General features: G+C 38.4%; 27 protein-coding genes, 1 tRNA gene and 1 pseudogene. 22 read left to right on the forward strand and 7 right to left on the reverse strand.

The genetic code is table 11. From position 1 onward, the window contains the following. Positions 1-24: 24 nt before the first annotated feature. Positions 25-456: an SRPBCC family protein gene (locus tag L2716_RS05730; RefSeq protein WP_236332637.1), complete on the forward strand. Its 432-nt coding sequence runs from the start codon at positions 25-27 to the stop codon at positions 454-456. A 50-nt stretch (positions 457-506) separates the two neighbouring features. Here L2716_RS05730 and L2716_RS05735 read toward each other — a convergent pair. Continuing rightward, a tRNA-Sec gene (locus L2716_RS05735) sits at positions 507-603 on the reverse strand. 800 nt (positions 604-1,403) lie between these two features. Here L2716_RS05735 and L2716_RS05740 point away from each other — a divergent pair. The 6 genes from L2716_RS05740 to phnC all read left to right on the forward strand — a co-directional run bounded on the left by L2716_RS05740 (position 1,404) and on the right by phnC (position 7,420). Beyond that, the gene (locus L2716_RS05740; protein ID WP_236332640.1) at positions 1,404-1,985 is read left to right on the forward strand and encodes a recombinase family protein; all 582 of its coding nucleotides are present in this window, start codon (positions 1,404-1,406) and stop codon (positions 1,983-1,985) included. An 81-nt stretch (positions 1,986-2,066) separates the two neighbouring features. Then, positions 2,067-3,998, forward strand: coding sequence for a selenocysteine-specific translation elongation factor (gene selB / locus L2716_RS05745; RefSeq protein WP_236332641.1), 1,932 nt, complete (start codon positions 2,067-2,069; stop codon positions 3,996-3,998). Beyond that, positions 3,973-5,001 carry a glycosyltransferase gene (locus L2716_RS05750; RefSeq protein WP_236332643.1) on the forward strand — a complete coding sequence of 343 codons (1,029 nt, stop codon included), beginning with the start codon at positions 3,973-3,975 and terminating at the stop codon, positions 4,999-5,001. The genes selB and L2716_RS05750 overlap by 26 nt, the downstream gene beginning before the upstream one ends. A 5-nt stretch (positions 5,002-5,006) precedes the next feature. After that, positions 5,007-5,903, forward strand: a complete 897-nt coding sequence (phnD, locus tag L2716_RS05755) for a phosphate/phosphite/phosphonate ABC transporter substrate-binding protein (protein WP_236332645.1) — start codon at positions 5,007-5,009, stop codon at positions 5,901-5,903. A gap of 6 nt (positions 5,904-5,909) precedes the next feature. Further along, positions 5,910-6,668: a phosphonate ABC transporter, permease protein PhnE gene (phnE, locus tag L2716_RS05760; protein WP_236332647.1), complete on the forward strand. Its 759-nt coding sequence runs from the start codon at positions 5,910-5,912 to the stop codon at positions 6,666-6,668. Further along, positions 6,668-7,420: a phosphonate ABC transporter ATP-binding protein gene (gene phnC / locus L2716_RS05765; protein ID WP_268963950.1), complete on the forward strand. Its 753-nt coding sequence runs from the start codon at positions 6,668-6,670 to the stop codon at positions 7,418-7,420. The genes phnE and phnC overlap by 1 nt, the downstream gene beginning before the upstream one ends. 34 nt (positions 7,421-7,454) lie before the next feature. Here phnC and selD read toward each other — a convergent pair whose 3' ends face one another. Further along, positions 7,455-8,507 (reverse strand): selenide, water dikinase SelD, encoded by a 1,053-nt coding sequence (gene selD, locus L2716_RS05770; RefSeq protein ID WP_268963951.1) that lies wholly within the window; start codon positions 8,505-8,507, stop codon positions 7,455-7,457. A gap of 191 nt (positions 8,508-8,698) precedes the next feature. Here selD and L2716_RS05775 point away from each other — a divergent pair. Together L2716_RS05775 and selA are read left to right on the forward strand one after the other, a co-directional pair. Further along, a pseudogene (locus L2716_RS05775) lies at positions 8,699-8,890 on the forward strand (Rdx family protein); the annotation flags it as partial. A 78-nt stretch (positions 8,891-8,968) separates the two neighbouring features. Further along, positions 8,969-10,366: an L-seryl-tRNA(Sec) selenium transferase gene (gene selA, locus L2716_RS05780; protein ID WP_236332652.1), complete on the forward strand. Its 1,398-nt coding sequence runs from the start codon at positions 8,969-8,971 to the stop codon at positions 10,364-10,366. A gap of 79 nt (positions 10,367-10,445) precedes the next feature. Here selA and L2716_RS05785 read toward each other — a convergent pair whose 3' ends face one another. Beyond that, on the reverse strand, positions 10,446-10,586 hold the full coding sequence (locus L2716_RS05785; RefSeq protein ID WP_236332655.1) for a small acid-soluble spore protein P: 141 nt from the start codon (positions 10,584-10,586) through the stop codon (positions 10,446-10,448). 126 nt (positions 10,587-10,712) lie between these two features. On the opposite strand from L2716_RS05785, the gene L2716_RS05790 reads away from it, so the two are divergent. Beyond that, positions 10,713-10,970, forward strand: a complete 258-nt coding sequence (locus L2716_RS05790) for a hypothetical protein (RefSeq protein WP_236332657.1) — start codon at positions 10,713-10,715, stop codon at positions 10,968-10,970. 45 nt (positions 10,971-11,015) lie between these two features. Here L2716_RS05790 and sspO read toward each other — a convergent pair whose 3' ends face one another. Continuing rightward, the gene (sspO, locus tag L2716_RS05795; RefSeq protein WP_236332659.1) at positions 11,016-11,165 is read right to left on the reverse strand and encodes a small acid-soluble spore protein SspO; all 150 of its coding nucleotides are present in this window, start codon (positions 11,163-11,165) and stop codon (positions 11,016-11,018) included. 229 nt (positions 11,166-11,394) lie between these two features. On the opposite strand from sspO, the gene acnA reads away from it, so the two are divergent. The 4 genes from acnA to L2716_RS05815 all read left to right on the forward strand — a co-directional run bounded on the left by acnA (position 11,395) and on the right by L2716_RS05815 (position 16,495). After that, positions 11,395-14,106 carry an aconitate hydratase AcnA gene (gene acnA, locus L2716_RS05800; protein WP_236332661.1) on the forward strand — a complete coding sequence of 904 codons (2,712 nt, stop codon included), beginning with the start codon at positions 11,395-11,397 and terminating at the stop codon, positions 14,104-14,106. Positions 14,107-14,172: 66 nt separating this feature from the next. Next, positions 14,173-14,874, forward strand: a complete 702-nt coding sequence (locus L2716_RS05805; RefSeq protein WP_236332663.1) for a thermonuclease family protein — start codon at positions 14,173-14,175, stop codon at positions 14,872-14,874. 154 nt (positions 14,875-15,028) lie between these two features. Further along, positions 15,029-15,637 carry an IMEF encapsulin system ferritin-like cargo protein gene (locus L2716_RS05810; protein ID WP_236332665.1) on the forward strand — a complete coding sequence of 203 codons (609 nt, stop codon included), beginning with the start codon at positions 15,029-15,031 and terminating at the stop codon, positions 15,635-15,637. 6 nt (positions 15,638-15,643) lie between these two features. Next, complete coding sequence (locus L2716_RS05815; RefSeq protein ID WP_236332668.1) at positions 15,644-16,495, forward strand: family 1 encapsulin nanocompartment shell protein; 852 nt, start codon at positions 15,644-15,646, stop codon at positions 16,493-16,495. 31 nt (positions 16,496-16,526) lie between these two features. Here L2716_RS05815 and L2716_RS05820 read toward each other — a convergent pair whose 3' ends face one another. Continuing rightward, positions 16,527-16,997, reverse strand: coding sequence for a hypothetical protein (locus L2716_RS05820; protein WP_236332670.1), 471 nt, complete (start codon positions 16,995-16,997; stop codon positions 16,527-16,529). Positions 16,998-17,125: 128 nt separating this feature from the next. On the opposite strand from L2716_RS05820, the gene L2716_RS05825 reads away from it, so the two are divergent. The 7 genes from L2716_RS05825 (at position 17,126) to L2716_RS05855 (ending at position 22,232) form a co-directional block, all read left to right on the forward strand. Then, positions 17,126-17,521: a 2Fe-2S iron-sulfur cluster-binding protein gene (locus L2716_RS05825; protein ID WP_236332671.1), complete on the forward strand. Its 396-nt coding sequence runs from the start codon at positions 17,126-17,128 to the stop codon at positions 17,519-17,521. A gap of 287 nt (positions 17,522-17,808) precedes the next feature. Beyond that, on the forward strand, positions 17,809-17,937 hold the full coding sequence (locus tag L2716_RS05830) for an FbpB family small basic protein (protein ID WP_236332673.1): 129 nt from the start codon (positions 17,809-17,811) through the stop codon (positions 17,935-17,937). An 82-nt stretch (positions 17,938-18,019) separates the two neighbouring features. Further along, positions 18,020-18,160, forward strand: a complete 141-nt coding sequence (locus L2716_RS05835) for an acid-soluble spore protein N (RefSeq protein WP_236332676.1) — start codon at positions 18,020-18,022, stop codon at positions 18,158-18,160. 341 nt (positions 18,161-18,501) lie between these two features. Then, the gene (locus tag L2716_RS05840; RefSeq protein ID WP_236332678.1) at positions 18,502-19,011 is read left to right on the forward strand and encodes a hypothetical protein; all 510 of its coding nucleotides are present in this window, start codon (positions 18,502-18,504) and stop codon (positions 19,009-19,011) included. A 133-nt stretch (positions 19,012-19,144) separates the two neighbouring features. Next, positions 19,145-21,484 (forward strand): AAA family ATPase, encoded by a 2,340-nt coding sequence (locus L2716_RS05845; RefSeq protein ID WP_236332680.1) that lies wholly within the window; start codon positions 19,145-19,147, stop codon positions 21,482-21,484. Positions 21,485-21,495: 11 nt separating this feature from the next. After that, a complete protein-coding gene (locus L2716_RS05850; RefSeq protein ID WP_236332682.1) occupies positions 21,496-21,918 on the forward strand; it encodes an acyl-CoA thioesterase in 423 nt (140 codons plus the stop codon). 11 nt (positions 21,919-21,929) lie between these two features. Continuing rightward, positions 21,930-22,232, forward strand: a complete 303-nt coding sequence (locus L2716_RS05855) for a hypothetical protein (RefSeq protein ID WP_236332684.1) — start codon at positions 21,930-21,932, stop codon at positions 22,230-22,232. Positions 22,233-22,290: 58 nt separating this feature from the next. Here the strand turns inward: L2716_RS05855 and L2716_RS05860 are convergent, their stop codons facing one another. Continuing rightward, positions 22,291-22,587 carry a HesB/YadR/YfhF family protein gene (locus L2716_RS05860; protein ID WP_236332687.1) on the reverse strand — a complete coding sequence of 99 codons (297 nt, stop codon included), beginning with the start codon at positions 22,585-22,587 and terminating at the stop codon, positions 22,291-22,293. A 139-nt stretch (positions 22,588-22,726) separates the two neighbouring features. Between L2716_RS05860 and L2716_RS05865 the strand changes: the two genes are divergently transcribed. Beyond that, complete coding sequence (locus L2716_RS05865; RefSeq protein ID WP_236332689.1) at positions 22,727-23,599, forward strand: GDSL-type esterase/lipase family protein; 873 nt, start codon at positions 22,727-22,729, stop codon at positions 23,597-23,599. A gap of 10 nt (positions 23,600-23,609) precedes the next feature. Here L2716_RS05865 and L2716_RS05870 read toward each other — a convergent pair whose 3' ends face one another. Continuing rightward, positions 23,610-25,013, reverse strand: a complete 1,404-nt coding sequence (locus L2716_RS05870; protein WP_236332691.1) for a Na+/H+ antiporter NhaC family protein — start codon at positions 25,011-25,013, stop codon at positions 23,610-23,612. Positions 25,014-25,148 lie beyond the last annotated feature (135 nt).

The following is a 25,148-nucleotide window of genomic DNA, read 5'->3' on the forward strand; positions in this document are numbered from 1 at the left end:
CTAGATAAGGGGTGGATTGGTGAAATGAATGAAATCTTTACGGACAGGGTTAAAATAGACGCGAAAGTTGATGAGGTTTGGGGATATTTCATTCAGCTTGAACAAAATGCACCTGTTTGGATGAACGGAATACATAAAATGGAGAAGGAAACGAAAGGGATTACGGAAGAGGGTACTGTATATTCCTTTGATGCACGAGGAAAGAAACAAACGACTACCATTACTAAATTGGACCCTATGAAGCTAGTAACATTAACATCGATTCAAGGGGGATTCCAAGCCGATTATACTTATGCATTTTCTAATGGAGATGACTTTACTGAAATGACACTTGTTGCGAAGTGTAAGGCAAACGGTTTAATGAAAATACTTTCACCTATGATAAAAATGGCAATTAAAAAATCTGATCAAGATCAATTAAAGCAATTTAAAGGTGCATTTGAAAGTAAGAAATAAGTAGGGGAGGGGAGCGTGTAGGGACAATCGATATAATAGTGTTCAAATATTGGCGGGACTGTGTGGGAATCGAACCCACCGGAGACGGCACGCGCCTCCCAAGAGGTTTTGAAGACCTAGGCGGACACCAGAACCGCAGCCAGCCCCATATTTTGAATAGAATTTAATTATAGTAACGTTTCGACAAAAATTCAACTAAAAGGTTTTTGATGTCATATTTTGTTGAGGACTATAGTCATCATTTTGCGTGTTTCGTCAAAATTCACAAAACAAAAGGGTTGTGGCTCAGCATATCTATCGGAACACAACAAGATGCTCTTGAGTATGGAATAAATCGCTGCGATGAGAATCAATACCCTTAAAAAGATAACGCCATCAAAAGGGGCACCTGTCTCTTGGAGTATAAATATTTACTCAGAATTCTATTATCTAGATGAACGTGATCTAGACGATAGAATTTTTTTGATTTTCGATTGATGAAATGGTCGATTTATAGTAAAGTGTTAGAGTATGTCGAAAATTGACGTTGTAATATAATTGAAATGATGTTATCCCCAGTTAGTAGAGTTATCCACCGTTTTGTCTGTCATCTCAATAACATAGCGAAAAGAGTCAAAAATTCAATCCAAATGGTTACTAGAATATTTATCCACAATTAGATTGACTTTTCCACGGTATTTCTCCAGTATCTAATACACAATATTTTGAGACAATCCCTAATGTTACAATCGTGATACAAAGTTATCCCCGTTCACAAGCACTTATCCACCCTTTTAAAAAATGTATCTTAATCATTTAATAAAGAGACAATAGATAGGCACAAAGACCCATAATCTAACGAACGTCTCATAAATATGTATCACACAAACGCATGAGATATAGTTTTGAAACACGTGTGTTTTAGTATATGATAGAGGTAACAAAGTGTATGGAAGGGGTCGGCTTGTTTGGCGAAACTTGGTTACGCACGAGTAGCAACTGGAAACGATGCACTTGAAGAACAGGTGACAGTTTTAAAAGATTATGGTTGTGACAAAATCTTCACTGACGATAGGTCAAGTAAAATGAATCAAAGAGAAGGTTTGAAAGCATTGCTGAATTATGCCAGAGAAGGTGATGTCGTCATTGTCATTAAATTGGATCGGTTTGCGCGTAGCATCCAGGATTTGCAACAGACTACTGAGGAATTAAGAGAGCGTGGCATCCACTTTATTTCTTTAACACAAAATATTGATACCTCTAAAGATTCGGATGATGCAGTCTTCAATTGGATTGAGATATTTTCAGAATTTGAACGTGAACTACATAGTGAGAGAATTAAGTTAGGTATAGAGAATGCGAGAGAAAAAGGAATAAAGCTAGGAAGAACTGAAGCAGATTTACAAATGAAAGAAAAAGCATTTGAAATGTATCATACAGAAGAGTTTACGATGAAAGAGATTGTACAAGAAACAGGACTCAGTAGAGCGACGATATACCGATACATTGAAAAGAGAAAAGGTAGCAAAGAGATTGAAAGGCAAAAATGATAAGTTCAAGACTGATTGCTGTTTATAAAGCTTCTAATTAGATAAAGTATAGAGAGAACGAAACAACGGTAGGTGAAACGCATGTCTGATTCATTTTTTACAATTGGTATGGCAGGACATATCGACCACGGTAAGACGACTCTAACGAAGGCTTTGACGAATATTGATACGGACCGCTTAAAAGAAGAAAGAGAACGGAAAATATCAATTGAGTTAGGGTATGCCCCATTTGATATTGGGGGTGGATATCAAGTCTCAATTATCGATGTTCCGGGACACGAAAAGTTTATTAGGCAAATGATCGCAGGGGTAGCAGGAATCGATTTTGTCATTTTAGTAGTGGCAGCTGACGAGGGAGTCATGCCGCAAACAAGAGAACATGCGCTCATCCTAAGTTACTTAGGCGTTAAGAACGCAGTAATCGCTGTTACAAAATGCAATCGGGTAGATGAGGAAATGCTGGAACTTGTGGAAAGCGACATTAGGGATGAGTTTTCCGGGACGACCTTTAGTGAAGCTCCTATGTACTTTATTGATAGTTTGTCTGGTGAAGGCATAGATACACTGAAAGAAGGAATTATAAACCGGTTACCAAATGTTAAACAAAGAGATTCCGTGCAGAAATTCAGAATGCCGATTGATCAAGCTTTTACGTTGAAAGGTAAAGGTGCGATTGTGAGAGGGACGATTTTCGAAGGAACGGTTCATTCAGGTGAAGAACTGTTTCTATTGCCAAGTAAACACTCGGTCCGTGTCCGCCAACTGCAAGTTCATAAGGAAATTGTAGATTCTGCATACGCAGGACAAAGAGCCGCCATTAACCTAGGTGGAATTTCATCAAATGAGATCCAGCGAGGGAATATACTGTCTACAAATCCTTCATTAATTCCGACTAAAACCATCGACATTGTTCTGCAGGTTAAAGGTGATTTAGGATATTTATTGAAGCAACGCTCACGAATTAAGTTTCATACTGGAACGTCTGAAATAATGGGGACAATTGTTTATTTTGACCGGAACGAGTTAAGTGAGGGAAATCTGGAAAACATATTATGTCAAATTAGACTTGATGAACCAGTAGCTGTATTAAGAGAGGACCGTTTCATCATTAGGAGACCTTCACCAGTTGAAACGATTGGTGGTGGATGGATACTTGATCCACAGGGTGAAAAGTATAAGTTTGGCAAAGGAACCATTAAAATGCTTCAGCAAAAGATGGAAGGCACGATGGAAGAGCGGATTGCGGATACAATTCGGGATGTTAAAGCTGCAACAATCCTCGAAATAAGTGGATCAATTGGGGCCTCTGAAGAAGAGACGAAAGAAACAATCGATTCCATGACTGAAACCGATAACGTTGTGTATCTTAATGCTAATACTGTTAGCTTAAAAACCGTAATTCTTGCGGCCAAAGAACAACTCGTTGCATATCTTGATAGATACCATCAGCAGAACTCAATGCGTTTAGGACCAGGTAAAGCTGAGGTGCTTCAGTCGTTGAAGCAATCTTTTCCGGTCTTATTGGTCGAACATGTGATCAGTCATTGCCTCCATGAAGAAATTGTCATGAAAATAGGTCCTTCATTAAAGCTACAGACTCACCAACCTTCTTTCCCTAAGCAATGGGAGAAACGTATGCAAAATGTTGTTTGCCACTTAAGTAAGTCTGGTATTAAACATGAAGGATTTGATGAGATGTGTAGTCAGCAAGGAATTCCTGCTGAATATAAATCTGAATTAGAAAAATACTTGATTGAAACAAACAATGCGATTACCCTAGAGGATGGAACTTTCATCCATTGGAATGTATTTAAACAAGCTCTTGAAAAATTATATGAAGAAACAAATGGCGATTTATTCAATGTTCAAGATGCGAAAGCGATATTAGATCTTTCAAGGAAATATTGCATTCTCTTTTTGGAGAAATTAGATGCACTCAGTGTAACGTCAAGAGTCAATGATCAGCGGAAGTGGGTGAATCATAAACTTGAGCAATATCTTGAAAGGGAATGATCGAATACACGTTGGATTTTGGTCTCCTTATCTAAAAAGTCAACGCGGCAACTCAACAACTGCGAAGAGAATCGTTTCTGGCTTACGTGCAGAAGGCTTTTTGGTTGAAGTTTTTGCTTATAATGAAGATGATTGGGATGAACAAGCGGAAGAAAGGATGTCTAGTTGCGATCTATATCACATTCTCCACTTTGACCGTTTTGCAAATTGGGTGGAGAAAAGCAATTTTCACATCAATCGTCCTTATCTAGTCACTTCAGGTGGAACAGATGTGAATGAAAAGATGACTCATGCAATTTCGAGGAATCTATTATTAAATGCAAACGCTATTTCGGTATTTACGAAAGAAGCGGCGCATAAAGTAATAGCAACATATCCAAGTGCATCGGATAAGATCCACATCATTCCGCAAAGCATTTATGTTCCTCAAGAGGTACGTAAACTTGAACAACCACTCCCTAAAGGCTATCCAAAGGTATTGTTACCAGCAGGTTTGAGAGAAGTGAAAGATATATTTTATGTCTTTGATGCGCTTCTCTCACTAAGAACCAAATATCCATCATTACAGTTAATGATTGTTGGTGAAGCGATCGAAAGTCATGTGGAAGATAAGGTACATAAATACAAAGGAGAGTATCCTTGGTTTCATTATGGTGGAAGTATTCCTTTAGAAGAGATGGTGGATATGTATAAGTGGGCTGACGTGGTGTTAAACACTTCTAAATCTGAAGGCCAACCAATTGCGTTAATGGAAGCGATGTATCATCAAGTACCTGTTATCGCTCGACAGAATGCTGGAAATGAGAGTCTTATCCAGCAAGGTTACAACGGCTTTTTATTCCAAGAAACAGATGCATTTGAAACTCATTTCATTGAATTGATCGAAAACAGTAGACTTAATGAAAGCATCGTTCTTAATGGACATGCAATCATTAAGCAGTGTTATTCGATCCAAACTGAAATAGAGAATTATAAACGAATATATGAAAAAATGATGAGGTGAAAAGAATGAAGAAAGTATTGTCACTTATGATCATGATGCTTGTTATACTTGCAGCATGTGGTGGACAGGAAGATTCGAAAGACAGTGGAAGCGAAGGCAAAGAAAAGAAAGAATTAACGATTGGTGTAATACCTGCACAAACTGAAGGTGAAATGCAAAGCGCAATGGAAAAGTTAGAAGGTTTACTCGAGGAGAAAATGGACCGAAAAGTAAAGATCGACACTTATCCAGATTACAACGGTGTTGTAGAAGCGATGAACTTCAAAAAAATTGATATGGCATTCTTCGGTCCCTTAACGTATGTCATTGCTAATAATAAGAGTGGAGCAGATGCAATTATTACACAACTTGTTGATGGAGAACCTTTCTATCACTCTTATATCATTACGCACAAAGACAATAAGTTTAGTTCGTTGGAAGAATTTCTAAACGACAGTCAGGAGTATAACTTTGCATTTGGTGACCCGAACTCAACATCAGGTTCATTAATACCGAGTATCGAGCTAGGAGACCGAGACGTATTTACTGATAAAGATAACCATGAATTTAAAACCGTTCGTTATACGGGCTCTCATGATGCAACTGCTTTGGCTGTTCAAAATAAGCAAGTAGATGCTGGAGCGATTGACAGTGCGATTTACGATCAACTAATAGAATCAGGAAAAATTGATGAAAGTAAATTAAAAGTGATATGGAAATCAGATAAACTCTTCCAATATCCTTGGGCTGTGAATAAAGAAATGGACAAAGATACGAAAAAGCAATTACAAGAAATTTTCGTCAACATTGAAGATCAAGATATACTTGATGCATTTGGTGCATCTGGGTTTACAAAAGCATCCAATGAAGATTACGAAAGCATTAAAAAAGCAGCGATCAAGCAAGGTGTCATTAAGGAGTAGAAGTAAATGGCATGGTTTAAACGCCGACATATCATAACAACATTATTGTTAACAGTCATTATCCTTGTCAGTATGAGGGCCATGGAATTTGACTTATCTAAATTTCGTGATTTTGGAAACATGGTTGAATTCTTATCAGGATGGTTTCCGATAAATACAGAAATACTACCGAAAATGATTCTTGAAAGTCTAGATACGATGGCAATGGCGTTTCTTGGTAGCTTTTTAGGACTTGTATTCGCTCTGCCACTTGCATTTTTCGCGGCTCGGAACACGAGCCGTTCTCCTTTTTTTTATGGCGTTTTTCGAGTCGGTTTGAGCTTTCTAAGATCCGTTCCTGAGATTGTATTTGGACTCATTTTATTAACAGCTCTTGGACTAGGACCTTTCCCAGCTGTTATTGCGATTATTCTTCATAATATAGGGGTACTAGGGAAATTAATTTCTGAATTAATTGAGGCTGCTGATGTCGGCCCCCAGGAAGCGATGAAATCTGTAGGTGCTAGACGTTGGATTGCGCACCTGTTTGCGATTTTGCCGCAAATATGGCCTAATGTTTTATCCCATTATTTTTACAGGTTTGAGGTCGCCATTCGGACATCGCTCATACTCGGTTTTATTGGAGGGGGAGGGATTGGACAACAATTGTTCAATCATTTCAAAACATTCCAATATGACTCTGTTGCTGTCGATGTATTACTAATTATGGCTATGGTTATTCTTGTAGACTTTACAGGTAGTAAAATCAGAGAAACGGTGATCTGATGGAAAATGAATCAATCGTAAAACTAGAAAATATTAGTGTGCAATACCCAGAGTCGGACCATTTTGCAATTAAAGATCTATCCTTATCGATGGCGTCAGGGGAATTTGTATGTGTCCTTGGAAAAAGTGGTGCAGGAAAATCAACGATGATTCGTTGTTTGAATGGATTACAATTACCAACAGGTGGACATGTCTATTTTGAAGGCAACGACATTACTGAATATAAGGAGAGGTCCTTAAGGGAAGTAAGGACAAAAATGGGGATGATTTTTCAGCACTTTAACTTAATTCCTCGACTAACCGTATTACAAAATGTATTAACAGGTACATTCGGAAAAAGGAACGACTGGATGAACTTGATTGGGTATTTCTCAAAGGAAGAAAGATCTGAGGCGATGCGTGCCATTGAAGCGGTTGAGCTCGGAGCACACGTTCATAAAAGAGTAGAGCACTTAAGTGGTGGGCAAAAGCAGAGAGTTGCTATAGCTCGCGCATTACTTCAGAAGCCGAAAGTCTTTCTTGGGGATGAGCCTGTAGCTAGTTTGGACCCAGGCACAGCAAATCGGATATTCCAATTGATTAAGCGTATCCACGAGAAGCATCAACTACTTACATTAATCAATGTCCATGACGTAACTTTAGCAAAGAAGTACGCGACCCGTGTAATCGCTTTGAAAGATGGAAAACTCATATTTGATGGACCACCAGATCAAGTCTCTGAAGAATGGCTATATAACATATATGAGGAATAAAAACGAACTGACTAAATTTAGTCAGTTCGTTTTATTATTTCTTCGCATATAGGTAGTAGTCTTGCTTCTCGGTTACACTTCCAATGATAGAGGTTTCTTGAACGCCCTTTTCTTTCATTCGTTTAACGTATTCTTTAGCTTCTTCGACAGGCATACTGATCAATAATCCTCCCGATGTAATGGCATCGCATAATAGCCATTGTTCAAGCTCTGAAAGGCCATCATAATAAATATCTTCTGCTATCCATCGATGGTTGGCTTTCGTACCACCAGGAACAAAACCATTTTCTGCAAGTTCCATTGTTCCTTCTAGGACAGGGACTTCATCTAAGTGAACATGCATTGAAACATTGCTTCCTTTAGCCATTTCAGACGAATGACCTAACAATCCAAAGCCAGTAACGTCAGTAACTGCATTTGGATTAAAGTCTTCCAACAACTCTGCCGCAGTCTTATTTAACGCTGCCATCACATCAGATACGCGTTGAAGTTGTTCATCTGAAAGTGCTTGTTTCTTGATTGCAGTTGTTTGAATTCCAACCCCGATTGGTTTGGTAAGGACAAGTGCATCTCCAGGCTTCGCACCTACATTTTTGAAAATCTTATCAGGGTGAACTAGGCCAGTCACAGATAAACCGAATTTCGGTTCATTGTCATCAATTGAATGACCACCAGCAATGACGGCACCTGATTCTTTCACTTTATCTGCTGCACCAACAAGAATTTCAGCCAAAATATCTGGACCTAATGACTTAATTGGAAATCCTAGAATATTCATTACAGTTGTCGGCTTTCCACCCATTGCATAAACATCACTTAAAGAGTTTGCAGCTGCAATTTGACCGAATTGATATGGGTCATCAACGATTGGTGTAAAGAAATCTACCGTCTGGATTATCGCTATATCATCAGTTAATTTATAAACACCAGCATCATCTGATGTATCAATCCCAACAAGTAAGTTTGGGTCATGTTCTCTTTCTGGTAATTGACGCAACACTTGCGCCAGGTCCTCGGGACCGATTTTGCATCCTCAGCCACCTTTTGAGGACAAAGTCGTTAATCGTATCTTTTCTTGCTTACTCAATGGAAGCACCTCCTTCCTATAGTATAAACATCTTTTTTGCGATTTGAGAAATAATATACTAGAATGAAAATAATTCAGACAACGATTTATGTACAAAAGGTGAATATCTTAAAAATCTGTAAATGAGGAGGAATTTTGATATGAGTTATAAAGTATCCGTTGAATTTTGCATGCAGTGAAACTACGCACCGAAGGCCGCGAGTTTCGCGGAAGAGCTGTTTAATCAATTTCGATCAGAAGTGACTGCGTTAGAACTTGTTCCAAGCTCAGGTGGGGCATTTGAAGTTATTGTAAATGGAACGAAACTGTTTTCTAAGCTTGAAACTGGTGCATTTCCTGATACCGACAAATTGTTTAAAGATATCGAGAGCTTAACTCGATAATTTTAACACCTCCTGTAATTTTGTCTGGAGGTGTTCTTACACCTTCAGAATATGAATGAATAGGAGTGTGAACAGTGTATGAACGAGCAGTTTCGGTTACTGCCAGCAGTACATAAAATTCAAGATGATAATCGTTTCAAAACACTAATAGATAAAAGTAATTACACACATAACGGGATGACGAAGATTGTCCAAGAGATCCTTGATGAAACAAGAGAGCGCATACTACAGGGTTTACATCAACAATGTGATACGAAAGATGAGATGATGGATCAACTTTTTCATTTATTACAAAAGCGTTTAAATAAAGATGGGTCTTATCGTCTGCGTTCGGTAATTAACGCAACTGGCGTAGTGATTCATACCAATCTTGGACGCTCAAGGTTAAGTGAAGCTGCATTGAACCAAATGATTAAAGTTGCTAAGCATTACTCGAATCTAGAGTACAATATTGAAAAGGGTGTGCGAGGATCTCGGCATGATTTAGTTGAAGATGCGGTCAAAGAACTGACTGTAGCTGAAGCGGCGATGATTGTGAATAACAATGCTGCAGCAGTCTATATCGTGTTACGTGCATTTACCCAAGGGAAAGGTGTAGTCGTTTCAAGAGGTGAGCTTGTTGAAATAGGTGGTTCCTTCAGGATCTCCTCTATTATGGAAGAGAGTGGTGCGACATTAAAGGAAGTAGGTACAACGAACAAGACCCACCTTTATGATTATGAGAATGCGATAGATGAAACGACCGGTATGCTTATGAAAGTACATACTTCCAACTTCAAAGTGGTTGGGTTTACAGATTCAGTATCCACAGAAGAACTAGTGAAATTATCTCGGCAACACGAAGGCGTCCTTACATATGAAGACCTTGGGAGTGGAGCTTTACATGATTTCCAGCATAAGGGGATTGGGGATGAACCTCTTGTGAGAAAGGTAATTGAAACTGGTGTCGATCTCGTCACATTTAGCGGTGACAAGCTACTTGGTGGACCACAGTGTGGAATTATCGCTGGTAAGGCCGCACTCATTCACCGTCTTAAAATGCATCAAATGGCTCGTGTACTACGTGTTGATAAATTTACTCTCGCTGCATTAGAAGCAACGCTTCATTCATATAAGTATGATCAGTATGAAGATATACCGACTGTTAGAGATATTTTACGTCCTTTAGAAGAAATTAAAGCTCAGAGTGTACGTTTTATTGAACGAGCTTCGAAAAGTAAACACCTTACATTTGAATTGCAGGAAGGTTACTCTAAAGTTGGCGGGGGGACAATGCCTGAAGTTGAGCTCCCAACATATAATGTCTGTGTTAAACATGAATCAATGGGGAGTGAGGAACTCTTCAATACATTACGTGCGACTGAAACACCTATTATCGGACGTATAAAAGATGAACAATTGATTCTTGACCTCAGGACCGTTACTTCAGAGGAAGAGTCGATTATTTTGAAAACTTTTGAATCCATTTGCGTTTAAAATAGGTCAATCCGGGTAAAAAAACCGTAAGAAGTTCCATGTGTATGAGCTTCTTGCGGTTTTCTTTATGTTTTTAGTTTTAGATTCTTCCGCCGTGCTTTTGTCTTGTATGATTCCTGTTTTTAACCTTTTTAGAACCATCTAGTGGCTCGGGTTGCCCTGGATTATTACCTTTTGGTGCATTTTTCCTTTGGTCTTTTGAAGTGTTTCTCTCAGTCATTTAGAACCCTCCTTTACGCTTAGTATGGGAGTCTCATTTCACTGATATTCATCATCTTCTTGGAATAAATTAGTCTTTCCTGATTCATATTAATGACAGACCATGATGAAAGGAAGAGGAATTCTCATGCCATATCATAAGGATAAACAACAAGCATTCCAAGCAGCTCAGCAAGGTTATGAGCAGGCGATTAAGTCAAATGGAGTCGCACTTGAGAGTTCAGCAGACCCTGACTTTGCCACGAAAGAACAGATGTTCAATCAGGAATTAAATGAAGCTTTGCAACAAATTGATAATGCTTTAGAAGTCGCAAGCGAACACCAACGCGCTCAACTCAGACAATACCAAGAAGATTTGTATAACTTACGAAAAGATTTACTTTAAACAACAAAGGGGCAGACATTCGACTAAAGTCAGCCCCATTTTGTATTATTGATTTTTTTTACGTTTTTTATTGTTCTGACGTTCTGCTTCCGTAAGTGGTTCATTCGCGAATTCATGGTCAAATTGAGTAGGCTGCTCAACGGCTTGACGATCTGATACTTGGTATTGGTCTTTCGATTTCTTAGGCTTAGCCATCCATCCTCACCTCCATGTTCTTAGTTTGTGACGAGTCTGATAACTCATACACACTCCGTTACATAAGAAAAACTTATGAGTATTCATAAAAATATTGAAATTTACTTATGTAGAAGACTATACTAGACTAGGAATGAAGGAAGGATAAAACAATTTAATACACAAACAGTAATCTTTCGACAGCGTTCCAGTAATTCATGTATCATGGATAGGAGAAGGAGGTTTTTGCATGAGCACTAAAGATGTATACCATGCTAAAAAAACATTTGATGCGAACGGAAAAACGTATCACTATTATGACTTGAAAGCACTTGATCAAGCCGGGGTAGGAAACACATCCCGTCTACCTTATTCGATTAAGGTATTGTTAGAATCTGTATTACGTCAGTACGACGGTAAGGTAATTGACAAAGAGCACATTGAAAACCTTGCGAAATGGGGAACGAAGGACGTTAAAGATATCGACGTACCTTTTAAACCTTCACGCGTAATTTTACAAGACTTCACTGGGGTACCAGCAGTCGTTGATTTAGCGTCCTTGCGAAAAGCAATGGCCGACATGGGTGGATCAGCAGATCAAATTAATCCAGAGATCCCAGTAGATCTCGTTATTGACCACTCCGTTCAAGTTGACAAATATGGAACAGATGATTCATTAAAATTCAACATGAAGCGTGAGTTCGAACGTAATCTAGAACGTTATAAGTTCTTACGTTGGGCACAAACTTCATTTGACAACTACCGTGCAGTACCACCTGCGACTGGTATCGTCCACCAAGTTAACCTTGAATACTTAGCATCAGTAGTCGCTTCTCATGAGGCAGATGGAGAAAATGTAGCATATCCAGATTCATTAGTCGGGACAGACTCTCATACGACAATGATCAACGGAATTGGTGTACTTGGATGGGGTGTTGGTGGAATTGAAGCCGAAGCAGGAATGCTTGGCCAACCATCTTATTTCCCAGTACCAGAAGTAATTGGTGTGAAATTAACAGGGGCAATGCCAGAAGGTACGACTGCAACTGACTTGGCACTTAAGGTTACACAAGTATTACGTAAAAAGAATGTTGTTGGTAAGTTCGTTGAATTCTTCGGACCTGGTCTCCAAGATATGACACTTGCTGACCGTGCAACGATTTCAAATATGGCACCAGAATACGGTGCAACTTGTGGTTTCTTCCCTGTAGACGATGAAACATTAAATTATCTTCGATTAACAGGACGTTCTCCTGAGCAAATTGAAGTCGTTGAAAAATATGCGAAAGCGAATAGCATGTTCTATACACCAGGAACTGAAGATCCAGACTTCACTGATGTTGTAGAACTCAATCTTTCTGAGCTTGAGCCAAACTTATCTGGACCTAAACGTCCGCAAGATTTGATTCCTCTTTCAGACATGAAGGATTCATTTAACGAAGCATTGGTTGCTCCAGCTGGTAACAGCGGTTTCGGTCTGAAAAAAGACGAAATCAACAAATCAGTTGAAATTAAGCATCCAAACGGAAAAGTTTCAAATATGAAGACTGGTGACTTAGCAATTGCTGCCATTACAAGCTGTACGAATACATCTAACCCAAGCGTTATGATCGGTGCAGGGATGATTGCGAAAAAGGCAGTTGAAAAAGGATTAGAAGTACCAGAATATGTGAAAACGAGCTTGGCTCCAGGATCAAAAGTTGTTACTGGATACCTTGAAGAAGCTGGACTTATGCCATACATGGATCAACTAGGATTTAATCTAGTTGGTTACGGATGTACGACTTGTATCGGTAACTCTGGACCTTTAGCAGAAGAAATTGAAGAAGGAATCGCGAATAGCGACCTTGTCGTTTCATCTGTACTTTCAGGTAACCGAAACTTTGAAGGACGTATCCATCCACTTGTAAAAGCAAACTACCTAGCTTCACCACCACTAGTAGTCGCATATGCGTTGGCAGGTTCTGTTAACTTTGACTTGAAGAATGATTCATTCGGAAAAGACAAAGATGGAAATGAAGTTTACTTCAAAGACCTATGGCCAACAACAGCAGAAATTAAAGAAGCGATGGAAAAAGCAGTTAAGCCGGAGCTCTTTAAGAAAGAATACGAGCGCGTATTTGATGACAACCAAGAGTGGAATGAACTTGATACGACAGAGGAAGAGCTATATAGCTGGGATGATGATTCAACTTATATTCAAAATCCTCCGTTCTTCCAAGGCTTGTCTAAAGAACCAGGTAAAATTGAAAAGCTTGGTGGCATGCGCATAGTTGGTAAGTTTGGAGATTCGGTTACGACTGACCACATCTCTCCAGCAGGTGCAATTGCGAAAGATAGTCCTGCAGGGAAATACTTGATGGATAACGGCGTTAAACCATCTGAGTTCAACTCTTATGGTTCACGACGTGGTAACCACGAAGTAATGATGCGTGGTACTTTTGCAAATATTAGAATTAAAAACCAAATCGCTCCAGGAACAGAGGGTGGCTGGACGACGTACTGGCCAACTGAAGAAGTGATGTACATCTATGATGCTTGTATGAAGTATCAGCAAGATGGTACTGGCTTAGCTGTACTTGCTGGTAAGGATTACGGTATGGGAAGCTCTCGTGACTGGGCTGCAAAAGGTACGAACCTTCTCGGCATTAAGACAGTAATCGCTGAAAGCTTTGAACGTATTCACAGAAGTAACCTTGTATTGATGGGTGTTCTACCTCTCCAATTCAAGGACGGAGATAGTGCTGAATCATTAGGATTGACAGGTAAAGAAACATTCGATGTTGATATCGATGAAAATGTTAAGCCTCGTCAAATGCTTAAAGTTACAGCTACTGATGAAGAAGGCAACAAGAAGGAATTTGAAGTAGTTGCTCGTTTCGACAGTGAAGTTGAAATTGACTACTATCGCCACGGAGGCATTCTTCAAATGGTTCTACGTAACAAACTTGAAAATGCATAAAAAGATTTGATTAAATAGCAGCTCCTTCGGGGCTGCTATTTCTATACATATAAGGAGAGAAGAGCATTGAAACAAATCAAATATGTATTGAGCGTCCTCTTCCTGAGTTTAATATTGGTAGGTTGCTCTACAAGTGAATCAGATTTAGATACATATCAAGTTACGAAAGTAATTGATGGTGATACAATCAAGGTCAATTTTGAAGGACAAGAGGAAACGGTGCGTCTCCTCCTAATCGATACACCTGAAACGGTTCATCCTAATAAACCGGTAGAACCGTTTGGAAATGAAGCTTCACAATATGTAAAGAACACCATTCTCGGAAAGAACGTTCAAATAAAACTAGGAAGTGAAAAACGAGATAAATATGGTCGTTTACTTGCGTATGTATACGTTGGTGATGAGACGATACAGGAACAACTACTCCGTAAAGGACTTGCCCGAACAGCCTATCTTTATAACGATTTAACGATGCTCGATCAATTCCATAAAGCACAAAATACGGCAAGACTAAAGAATATCGGCGTTTGGTCGATTAAAGGATATGCTCATGTGGATCATAATCATGGTTATCATTATGAACCCAAAAAAGATCGAACGAATGAAACCTCAAAAATTTTGTATGATCCGAATGGTCCAGACCGTGATTGTGGGGATTTTAATACTCAGCAAGAAGCGCAAAGATTCATGGATGCGACAGGTCCAAATGACCCCCATCGTTTAGATGGTAATGATAATGATGGATTGGCTTGTGAGCGTTTACCATAGGTACAACAGAACTAATTCAAATCAATCTTACACATGTTGTTTTCAGTAGAAAATGTTATATTAATGGATAAAGGATGTTCAAAATGTGTTTAGGATAATGGTGAAACGGTGATTATGAAGGTATGTGACTTATTTTAAAGGAGCGTGGTGATACATGTCTGAAAACTTCAAAGAGTTACAAAATATTTTTTCAAGAACAGAGGATGCTTTACAAATTTTCATGGGTATCTTAGAGCCTACAATTGAAAATGCGAAAGATGAACATGAGAGACTTTATTTTCATCATATTTATGAAGAGGAAGAGCACAGACAAGATCGATTGGAGATGTTGACCCCGAAATTAGCGTATTTCATTGAGAATCCTGAAGCATTACAATCAACAAATCATGAATTCGTGAGGTTTTTACAAGACATTAGCCTTGAAAAGTTTGGTTTACATAATTTCTTAGAACATTTGGATCTTGCTTTGTTCCAATTCAAAGATACAGAGCATGAATCGAATCTCCAAAATCTTAGAGATATGACAAACGAAGATTACCAATCGATTAAAGGGATGTTAAATGAACTAAATGACCAATTTGAAGGTGTTGCGAATACGAGTGCATCTGTACCGACAGATGAAAAAGAGAACAAAGCAAGCCATTTGAAAGTTGATAAATATACCAGTCAAGAAACCGTTCAACATGCCAATTCTAGTGATTCGAAAAGCCATAGTGTTCAGAATAAAAAAGGATTGACTGTAGGAAGCTTAAAAGGGAGGTAACCTGTTATGAATAAAGTACAGTTATTTGCAGATTCACCATTATCAGATCAAGATTGGCAACAACTAGATGCGACGATTTTCGATAGTATTAAAAGACAACTGGTAGGGCGTAGGTTCATTGATATTTATGGGCCATTAGGAGCTGGTGTACAAACCGCAACTAATGATGTGTATCAAGAAAAAGAACTCGGATCTATGGGATACCATGGCGAAAGTTTAGAGCTTACTGAACCGAGTAAGCGTGTAAACTTAACGATTCCGCTACTTTATAAAGATTTCATGTTATATTGGCGCGATATTGAACAAGCGAAAACCTTAGACCTACCTGTTGATTTTTCTGTAGCTGCAAATGCTGCCGCTCAGTCTGCTTTACTTGAGGACGATATGATTTTCAATGGGGCGAAGAAATTTAACCTTGAAGGGCTAATGAATGTGAAAGGTAGACTTACACATATTCGCGAGGATTGGATGAAATCCGGAAATGCGTTTATGGATATCGTTGAAGCAAGAAATAAACTATTGAAGATGGGGCACAGCGGACCATATGCTCTTGTTCTCTCACCTTCGTTATATGCATTAATTCATCGTGTTCATGAAGGAACACACGTGCTTGAAATCGAACACATTCGAGAACTTGTGACGGATGGGATTTATCAATCTCCCGTCATTCAGGAAGATTCGGGTGTACTCATCGCAACTGGAAGAGAAAACCTCGATCTTGCAATAGCTGAAGATTTCGATTCTGCATTTATGGATACAGAGAACATGAACTACCTATTCCGTGTTTACGAAAGTACTGTCCTTAGAATTAAGCGACCTTCTGCAATTTGTACGCTTGATTCACCTACAAAAAAGTAGAATCCATATGGATTCTACTTTTTTACCCTAGCTATGCAATTCTAAATCTGTTCTGATTCGTTTGCTTCTGAAGATGGGAAAGTTCTTTGTCATTCTTGATTACGTCTTCTCCAATATCATTAATAATTGCATGCACTTCTTCTTCGAAAATAGGTGTACTTGCTCCTTCATTAATTTCACAGAGACGCTTTAAATAATTAATCCGTTGGTCTGTTTTTACTTTTTTGTAGTGATCGTTTCTTAATTCTTGTATAGGGCAATGACGACAGGCTGCCATCATACTGATATCTTTAATGTTTACAATATATTTCTCACCATTGTCAGTAATGAATCCTAATGAATAAAATGTAGATCCTGAGTAATCAACGTTCGTAATGACCGGGTATGTAAATTCTTCACCAGTACTCAAACGTATACGACTTGCCTCAATTGCTCCACCTATTTTTCTTTCGTTTGATAAAAGCGTATACATGTCAGTGAAGCCATTCACATCGTATCCCATTTGAAGGTCCCCCTATCAATAATTATGATAATCATTCTCAATGTAGTATAATCTCATTGTATATGAGAATGATTATCAAGTCAATTGGAAATTTAAGCCCTTTACTCAATGAGGAAGGAAGGTATGTTATGTCAAAACAGTTAACCATTGGTTCTTTGAAGAAGAATATACTTGATATGAAAAGACAACAACATAATGAAATCGAAGACACTTCAGTTAATGAAAATCAAAGCATATTAAATGGGCGACAAGAATCTGATCACTCAAGTAAAATTTTTGTTAAACAAAAAAGTGTAGTCTGTGCTGTTCAACCAATGAATGAAATGACGTTGCTGGATTCAGCATTAGAGCAAAGCTGTCATTTAGAGCACAAATGCAAAAAAGGCACGTGTGGTAAATGTACCGTTCGTATTTTGAAAGGGCAATCCGTACTTTCGAATCCAAATGACTTGGAAAATGAAAAACTTGGGTCTCAATTAGGAGATGGATATCGGCTTGCCTGTCAAGCATTATTTAAGGCTTGATATGATCACTTCAGTCCTCCTGTGACGGCTTAATTCCTCATAGACTTCCACAAACCTACATAAGTAATAATGACGTTCGACTAAAAGCCACCACGTCCTGAGGTGAACGTCGAACCCAGCATAAGGAATGCTACCATGAATTCTCATCGTAGACACGGAAATAAATATTTTTGTGTTGACATCCTGTGCAAGTGATTCCGCTTTTCTTATATTTCTGATAATTGGAATAAAATGGTCTGAAATTGGAAATGATAAGAGGAAATGTGCTTGTTCAAGGAGGTTACATGATGAGAAAAAGTAAAAAAAGATCATTTAAAGAATTAGTGCTCGAGAATAAACAGGAACTTCTTAAAGATCGAGTCGCAATGGAACAGATCGAAATTAGATTAGAAAATAGACATTTGAAAAACAGTTAAGAACAGGGAGATTTATTCCCCTGTTTTTTTTCAATTTTATGTTGGAAATTGGGTATGATAAGACAGAAGGGAGGCTGATAATATGAGTAATTCAAAACGTCATCCAAAAGATTTTGTGCCTAACCATATCGGAACGCAGCAAAAGGCAGCTGGAGGTAATAAAGGCAAGCAAATGAGCAATAAGTCGGATGAACAGCCTGATTATGCACCGCCTAAAGGTTAATGAAACAAGCGATTAATATTGACTCAGAGGATATTCAAAGTCCTTCTTGGGTCTTTTTTGGATGGATAGAATCACGACTATTTTACTGAAATGTCATGATAATCCTAGGAAATGTCATGAATATACTGGGAAATGTCATGAATCCCATGGGAAATGTCGAGATAAAGCTGGGAAATGTCAAGATCATTGAGTAAACAAGTTGCTTCAATCATAGAGTCACCTTCTTTACATGCTCCCATCAATTGTAGTAGTTAAATTTGAAGAATGTCGAATTATGCCCACTAGAAAATCCGCTTTCCTTCGAATTATATTTGAGGAATGAAGGGGGAGGAGTGGAAGAAATGACGGTACAAGCAATGATTCAACCACTTGATGTAACAAACAAGGATAAACATGATCCTTTTTATAGAAAGCTCCAAATACATATGCAAAGGCTCGGACATCTCATTCCTTTCCAAGAACAATTGAACTGGGAATCTCCAATTACTTCAATTGACCTTGGTGACTTAGAAACACTGAAAAGTTTTCGTAAAAAAACGGCTAAGAATGATGGCGTTTTATTGTTATATGCTAAATTAACAAAAGGAACGATTTATCAACATATCATCTTACATCCGAACAATACGGGAATATACTTACCGTTTCGCTTTGAGGATCCTTTTTATATGACGATTAAAAACAAGAAGGTTTGGATCGGTTCATCTGTAAGGCTTCTTGAAGAACTAGGTTGGCTAGAAATGGCTATGGCAGAGGAAGAAGATCACACAGTCGTTTCTTACTGGGAGAATTTGAAGAATGCTTGTGAAACATCTGTAGAACACACAACACCCATCATGTTGCAATCATCCTAACGTTTCACAATATGAAAAGTGGCTGCCACAATGTGGTGGCTTTTTTTACTTTGGGAGTGACAAACCCTTACAGGAGAGGTTCATTTTCCATTTATGATATAATGGGAACGATATAAAAGTGTAGGTGAAAGTAATGAATCAGGAACGAAATCGAGTACAAGAAAAGGAAAATATCATACGTAGAATACACACAAAGGATCATTATCCACCTAATGCAGAAATTGAGCTTTTGAAGGAACTTCAATATGTGGAAAACCAATTTGAAGAGGACCTTCTAGAACAAAGGGCATATAAGTGTTTAATTGGTCAATTACATGCATTGATTGCAAAGGTGAGACTACGGAGATCCAAGCACGTTGATTCTTCCATGAGACAAAGACTCGATCATGCTCTTTCAATGTCGGGAAATGATCAGATTGTAAATGAAGTCGTATATGAGTCTTCACTTATTGAGCTTTACAATTGGATTACTAATATTGAGTTACCTGTTATTCGTGAAACAGATAATGTACCTGCTAAGAGAAAGGCTGCAGAAGATATTATAGATACTACAGGTCAATTAGGTGAAATACCTATTGAACAACTTGTCAGTAGAATGATTGAATCTGCTCAAATAATTAATGAAACAGAGTACATTCAACAAGCCAAACAATACGAAGAGACATTTGAGCGGGTTTTGAATGTATTTAACCAATTGCGATCTGTATCTGATCAATATCGTATGTCGCTATCAGGGTCATTTCACCCATCAGCCCTGCAGTCAGAAATGAAAGAGCTCATTAGAGAATTTCGTATAATGCAGGAGAACATACAAAACGAAGTTAACAATGAAGAACAAACGAGTAGTGCTTTACTACAGTTAAATGATTTAATCGGTATGAGCGACGTTAAGAACCGAGTTCAGAAGCTATATCAATTTTTACAATACCAGAAGAAACGCCAAGAAAAAGGCTTTAGAATGGAAGATGAGCTTAGTTTGAATATGGTTCTGACAGGTGATCCAGGAACCGGTAAGACAACAATAGCTCGTTTGCTAGCGAACCTCTTCTATGATCTTGGATTGCTTGAAAAGAGTGAAGTAACAGAAGTGGATCGATCTCAGCTCGTAGGCTCATATGTCGGTCAAACAGAAGAGAATACAATGAGCGCCGTACAAAAAGCTGTAGGCGGAGTGTTGTTTATTGATGAAGCTTACACTTTGAAACGAGATGGTGCTTCAGGTAATGATTACGGTCAAACTGCAATCGATACACTAGTATCGGCGATGACAAATAGTGAGTATGCGGGTAAGTTCGCAGTGATTCTGGCGGGATATCCAGAGGAAATGAGACAATTTCTACAAATGAACCCTGGATTGCAAAGTCGATTTCCTGAAAGTAACCATATCTATTTACCACAATACTCGAATGAAGAGCTACTCAATATTGCTGAAAAAGTTGCTTTTGAAAACGACTATACGTATACACCGGATGCACTAAAAAGAATGGAGCAAAAGATTGATCATGCTCGAATAGATGATTCGTTCGGTAATGCGAGAACGATCAAAAATCTTGTTATGGATGTAATTTTTCAAAAAGGTTCAACACTTTCTAACCAAGATGTTTCGAAGGAAGACTACACGATCATTCATTCAAATGATGTTGTGATTAATGAACCTACCAATTATGATACCGATCCAGATGATCAGTTAAATGATCTTGTTGGTTTGGACAAAATTAAGGCTGAAATGAAGTCATTAAGTTCATTTATTGAAATCCAACAAATGCGCCGTGAAGAAGGTCTACCATCAGTACCTATTCAGCTTCATTCCGTCTTTGTTGGTAATCCAGGGACCGGAAAGACAACAGTTGCTTCCATTTATGCGAACCTTTTAAAGAAAAAGGGGTTCTTAAAGCGAGGACATTTAGTTGTTGCTGGACGTTCAGATCTCGTTGCTGGCTATACTGGACAAACTGCATTAAAAACGAGGAAGAAAGTGCGCGAAGCGCTTGGTGGCGTTCTTTTCATAGATGAAGCCTACTCCTTGTATCCAGGTAAAGGTTCAGACTTTGGTAAAGAGGCGATCAATACACTTGTAGAAGAAATGACAAAGCATAACGAGAACCTTGTCGTCATATTAGCAGGGTACCCGAATGAGATTCAACAACTGATCAATAGTAACCCAGGATTGTCCTCAAGGTTTAAGAAATACTTTCAGTTTGAAGACTATTCTGTTGATCAAATCGTTGAGATTATGAGTAGACATACTGCCCATTATGGATATGAGTGGGATGAAGAATCAAGGGATTATCTTACTCAACAATTAACTTCTATTGAGCTGGATGGCAATGGGAGATTTGCAGTTGACCTTATTAACACAACGATTCAATTGCAAGCACATCGTATTATGAGTAAACAGTCCAGTCCCAGTGAGCAGGACTTGGTCGTATTAAAGAAAGAAGACTTCGAAAACGCAATGATAGAAATGAAATAGGGGATGGTACAGTGCGTGTTACACAAACCGAGGTTGAAGTAAGATATGCAGAAACAGATCAAATGGGTGTTGTCCACCATGCAAATTATCTTGTCTGGTTTGAGCTTGGTCGAACACAATTTATTAAGGCACTTGGGTTTGATTATGCTCGTATGGAGGAGGATGGGATTCTAGCCCCTGTAACAGACTTTGAAATTTCCTATAAGAAACCTTTTCGTTACGGTGAAAAAGCACGAATAGAAACTTGGTTGGACGAATACTCAGGTTTACGAGCAATTTATGGTTACGTCATTTATAATGAGCGAGATGAACGTTGTGTTACTGGACGTTCAACACATGTATTAGTAGACAAGGAAACATTTAAACCTCTTATTATGAAGAAAGTACTGCCTAATTGGCACAAAGCATATATGAATGCGCTAAACAATGATTAAGGAGCATGAGTATGGCATTTGGTATTAATCGTAGTGAGTTAACAGAATGGAAGAAGCAAGTACAACAAAATAATATTGCCTTCCTTACTCACTTTTGGTTTGATCCAAGGTTTCCTGATTGTAATACGGTGACAAAAGTAGGGTGTACGGATCTTGAGCGTCTATCAGCTTGGGGAAGAAAATACGGGTTGAAAAGGGAGTGGATCGATCAGCGATCTCATTTTCCGCATTTCGACTTATTAGGTGATCGTCAATTGTATATATTGAAAGCGGAGAAGCAATGGGAACAAATTGCTCGATTTAAATTAGAGTAATGAACCCAAACAAAAAAGCAGCCGTCATCCAAGAGGATAATCGACTACCTTTTCTTTATTACTGTTGTTCGGTATATTCATAAGAGATTTCATCATATTTTCTACTATACTTGATTTTAAGATCATGGTCTCTGAAGTACCAGGCATCTTTTTCTTCAATAAAAAAAGTGATGCCGTCTGATTCGTATGATTCAGCGGGCTCGAATGGTGTTTCTTTTGAAATTCCTATTGAATATCCTGATTGAACGGTACTACAGCCTCCTAAACGAGCGAAAAGTCTGACGTGATCGCCTTCATTAAGATCGAGTTCAGTAATAAACCATTGTACTGCAGGTTTCGTTATTGTGAATTCCATGCTCAACCCTCCTGTTTAAGTATGTTGTTAGGGTGATGCGGCTGAATCCAATGTACCAACAGGTAATTGAGTTTGCAAATAATAAGCAAAATAATAATCCCCAGACGAACATATAAGATTTAGAAATGGAGGGATGAAAATGAATAAAATTAAATGGATATTACTGATTCTCATCCCACTTGTATTCGTGGTTGGAATACTTTTGTTCATTAATAAGGAAGAACCTGATACGGATCCTGTAATAGGACCGATACTCGATGATCCACTTCCTGATAAAGAGAATGAGGAAGAACCTCCGAAAGATGAAGAGGAGAAGGAAGAAAAGAAGAAGGACGATAACAAACCCGAAGAAGTAACTGAGGATGTTATTGAAGATGTACACATAGTCGGTCTCGGGGACTCACTGACAAAGGGTTCAGGTGATAAAACCAAAGGCGGATATATCCATCCCGTCGCTCAGCATATACAGGAAAATTCAGATGAACCTGTCAGCCTGAAGAACTTTGGTATACACGGACTCCCAAGTAGTAAGCTCGTTAAAAAAGTTGAAGAAGAAAAAGTAAGAGAACATATCAAACAAGCGGACCATGTATTTATTACAATAGGTGGAAACGATATCTTGAATATTGTAGAATATAACTTTTTCAGCTTGGATATGGATGTGTTTGAAACAGGAAAACAACGGTATCGCAAAAATATGTTTGTGATTGTGCAAACGATTCGCGCTCTTAACCCCGATGCAAACATATACGTTCTCGGGATGTTCAATCCATTTCACAATTTCTTTCAAGATATTAAAGAAATCGATGGGGTTATTGATGAGTGGAATCAAACAGCTGAATTAGTTACAGACATTAATGAGAAAACCCAGTATATCCCAATAGACGATCTGTTCCTAGAAGAGGGTAGTGACCATTTGTTTTCAAATGATAAATTACACCCGAATCAAAAAGGTTATATCAAAATGGCGAATAGAGTCCAGGAATACTTGGATCTGCCCGAAAACGAGTGACATTCGTTTTTTATAATAGAAAGGTTATGCCAGTATATAAAACAGTTGAAATTCCCACAGCGATTAAGGCTGCTTTTAACTTGAAACGTGCATATTCCATGACTTGGAGATTTAGGATTCTGCTTACGGTGTTAATGTCATCACTTAAAGGTGAAGCGAATGAACCGAAAGTTCCACTTGCAAACACTGCACCAATGACTAAAGGTAATGATACATCTGCAAGGGATGCCATTGAAATACCTAAAGGCATCAAGATGCCCCATGTCCCCCAGGCAGAGCCAATGAAATAAGAAACGGTTGACCCGAACAGAAACAAAATGGGTGGAACGAGTACAGAGGGGATCCAGGATGTGTTTTCTGTAACGAATGATGAAAACCCTAGGTCTTCAGTAACAGATGCAAGCCCCCAAATGACGGACAATAGTAATATGACAGACATAAGATTATTTCCCCCAAAGACAAAGCTTTCAATAAGCAGTTTTAATTCGAATTTTTGTATCAAAAAGAAGACAACCGTTATAAATGTAGTAATTAATAGGGCGATGACCATTGCATCTAGCACATTTGCTTTTATGAATGCTTGGAAGAATCCGAACCCTTGTTCAGCGCCATCATACCATGTAAGTACAAGTGTTAAGATGATAACAACGAATAAAGGAGCTAATAAATTAAAGGGTTTTGATGGAAGGTCTAATGACACAGCTGGATCGCAATTATGCCAATCATCCTCATCCTGTTCATCTGCGGGTTCCTTCTGGTCACCATCAGATGAATGATGGAAAAAGCTTAAGTATATCCCCAAAAGGAAAATGGTAATGGCGAAAAAGTTGAAAGGTATACTTTGTATGAATAACCGGTATGGGTCTCCATCTAAATTTTGATTACTAAGACCGAGTTCGATTACAGATACCATATATCCTACAAATGCAGTTGCAATTGGGATGAGAACAATGATTGGCGTTGTTGTCGTTTCGATGACAAATCCAAGCTCCTTTTTCGTCATACTTACACGTTTCATAAGTGCTCTCATTATTGGGCCAATCGTAACAAAACGAAAGCTAGGTGCACTGAATGTTCCTAAGGTCGACACATAAGTTAAAAGTATAGCTTCTTTTTTCGTATCGACTCGTTCTGATGCAGCTTCAACAAATCCTTTAATTCCTCCAGCAATTTTGATCATGCCGACAAGTCCTGAGAATACGTAAAGAAATACGATGATTTTTATGTTATTTTTGTCAACTAATGCGGTGACTAAATAAGAGAGCATCGTTTCAATACCACCTATTAGGGATGGGTTCATCAAATAGGCTCCAGCAATTAATCCAACAAGAATGCCTGGGAGAACTTGTTTAGTAAGCATAGCGATCGGTATGACTAATAAGAACGGGATGATAGAAATCCAATTTCCAGCCAAGAAATTCACCTTCTTTAAGGGGTATGATTCAAACGATATGTAGTATCATGAATTTAGATCTTTCGATAGTAGTGAACGCTTATAGCTTGTGATTTGAAGTGAATATTATACTTTAGAAATAGCGGAGGGATTGTA

This window comes from Pseudalkalibacillus berkeleyi, assembly GCF_021608225.1.
Lineage (GTDB): Bacteria > Bacillota > Bacilli > Bacillales > Fictibacillaceae > Pseudalkalibacillus > Pseudalkalibacillus berkeleyi.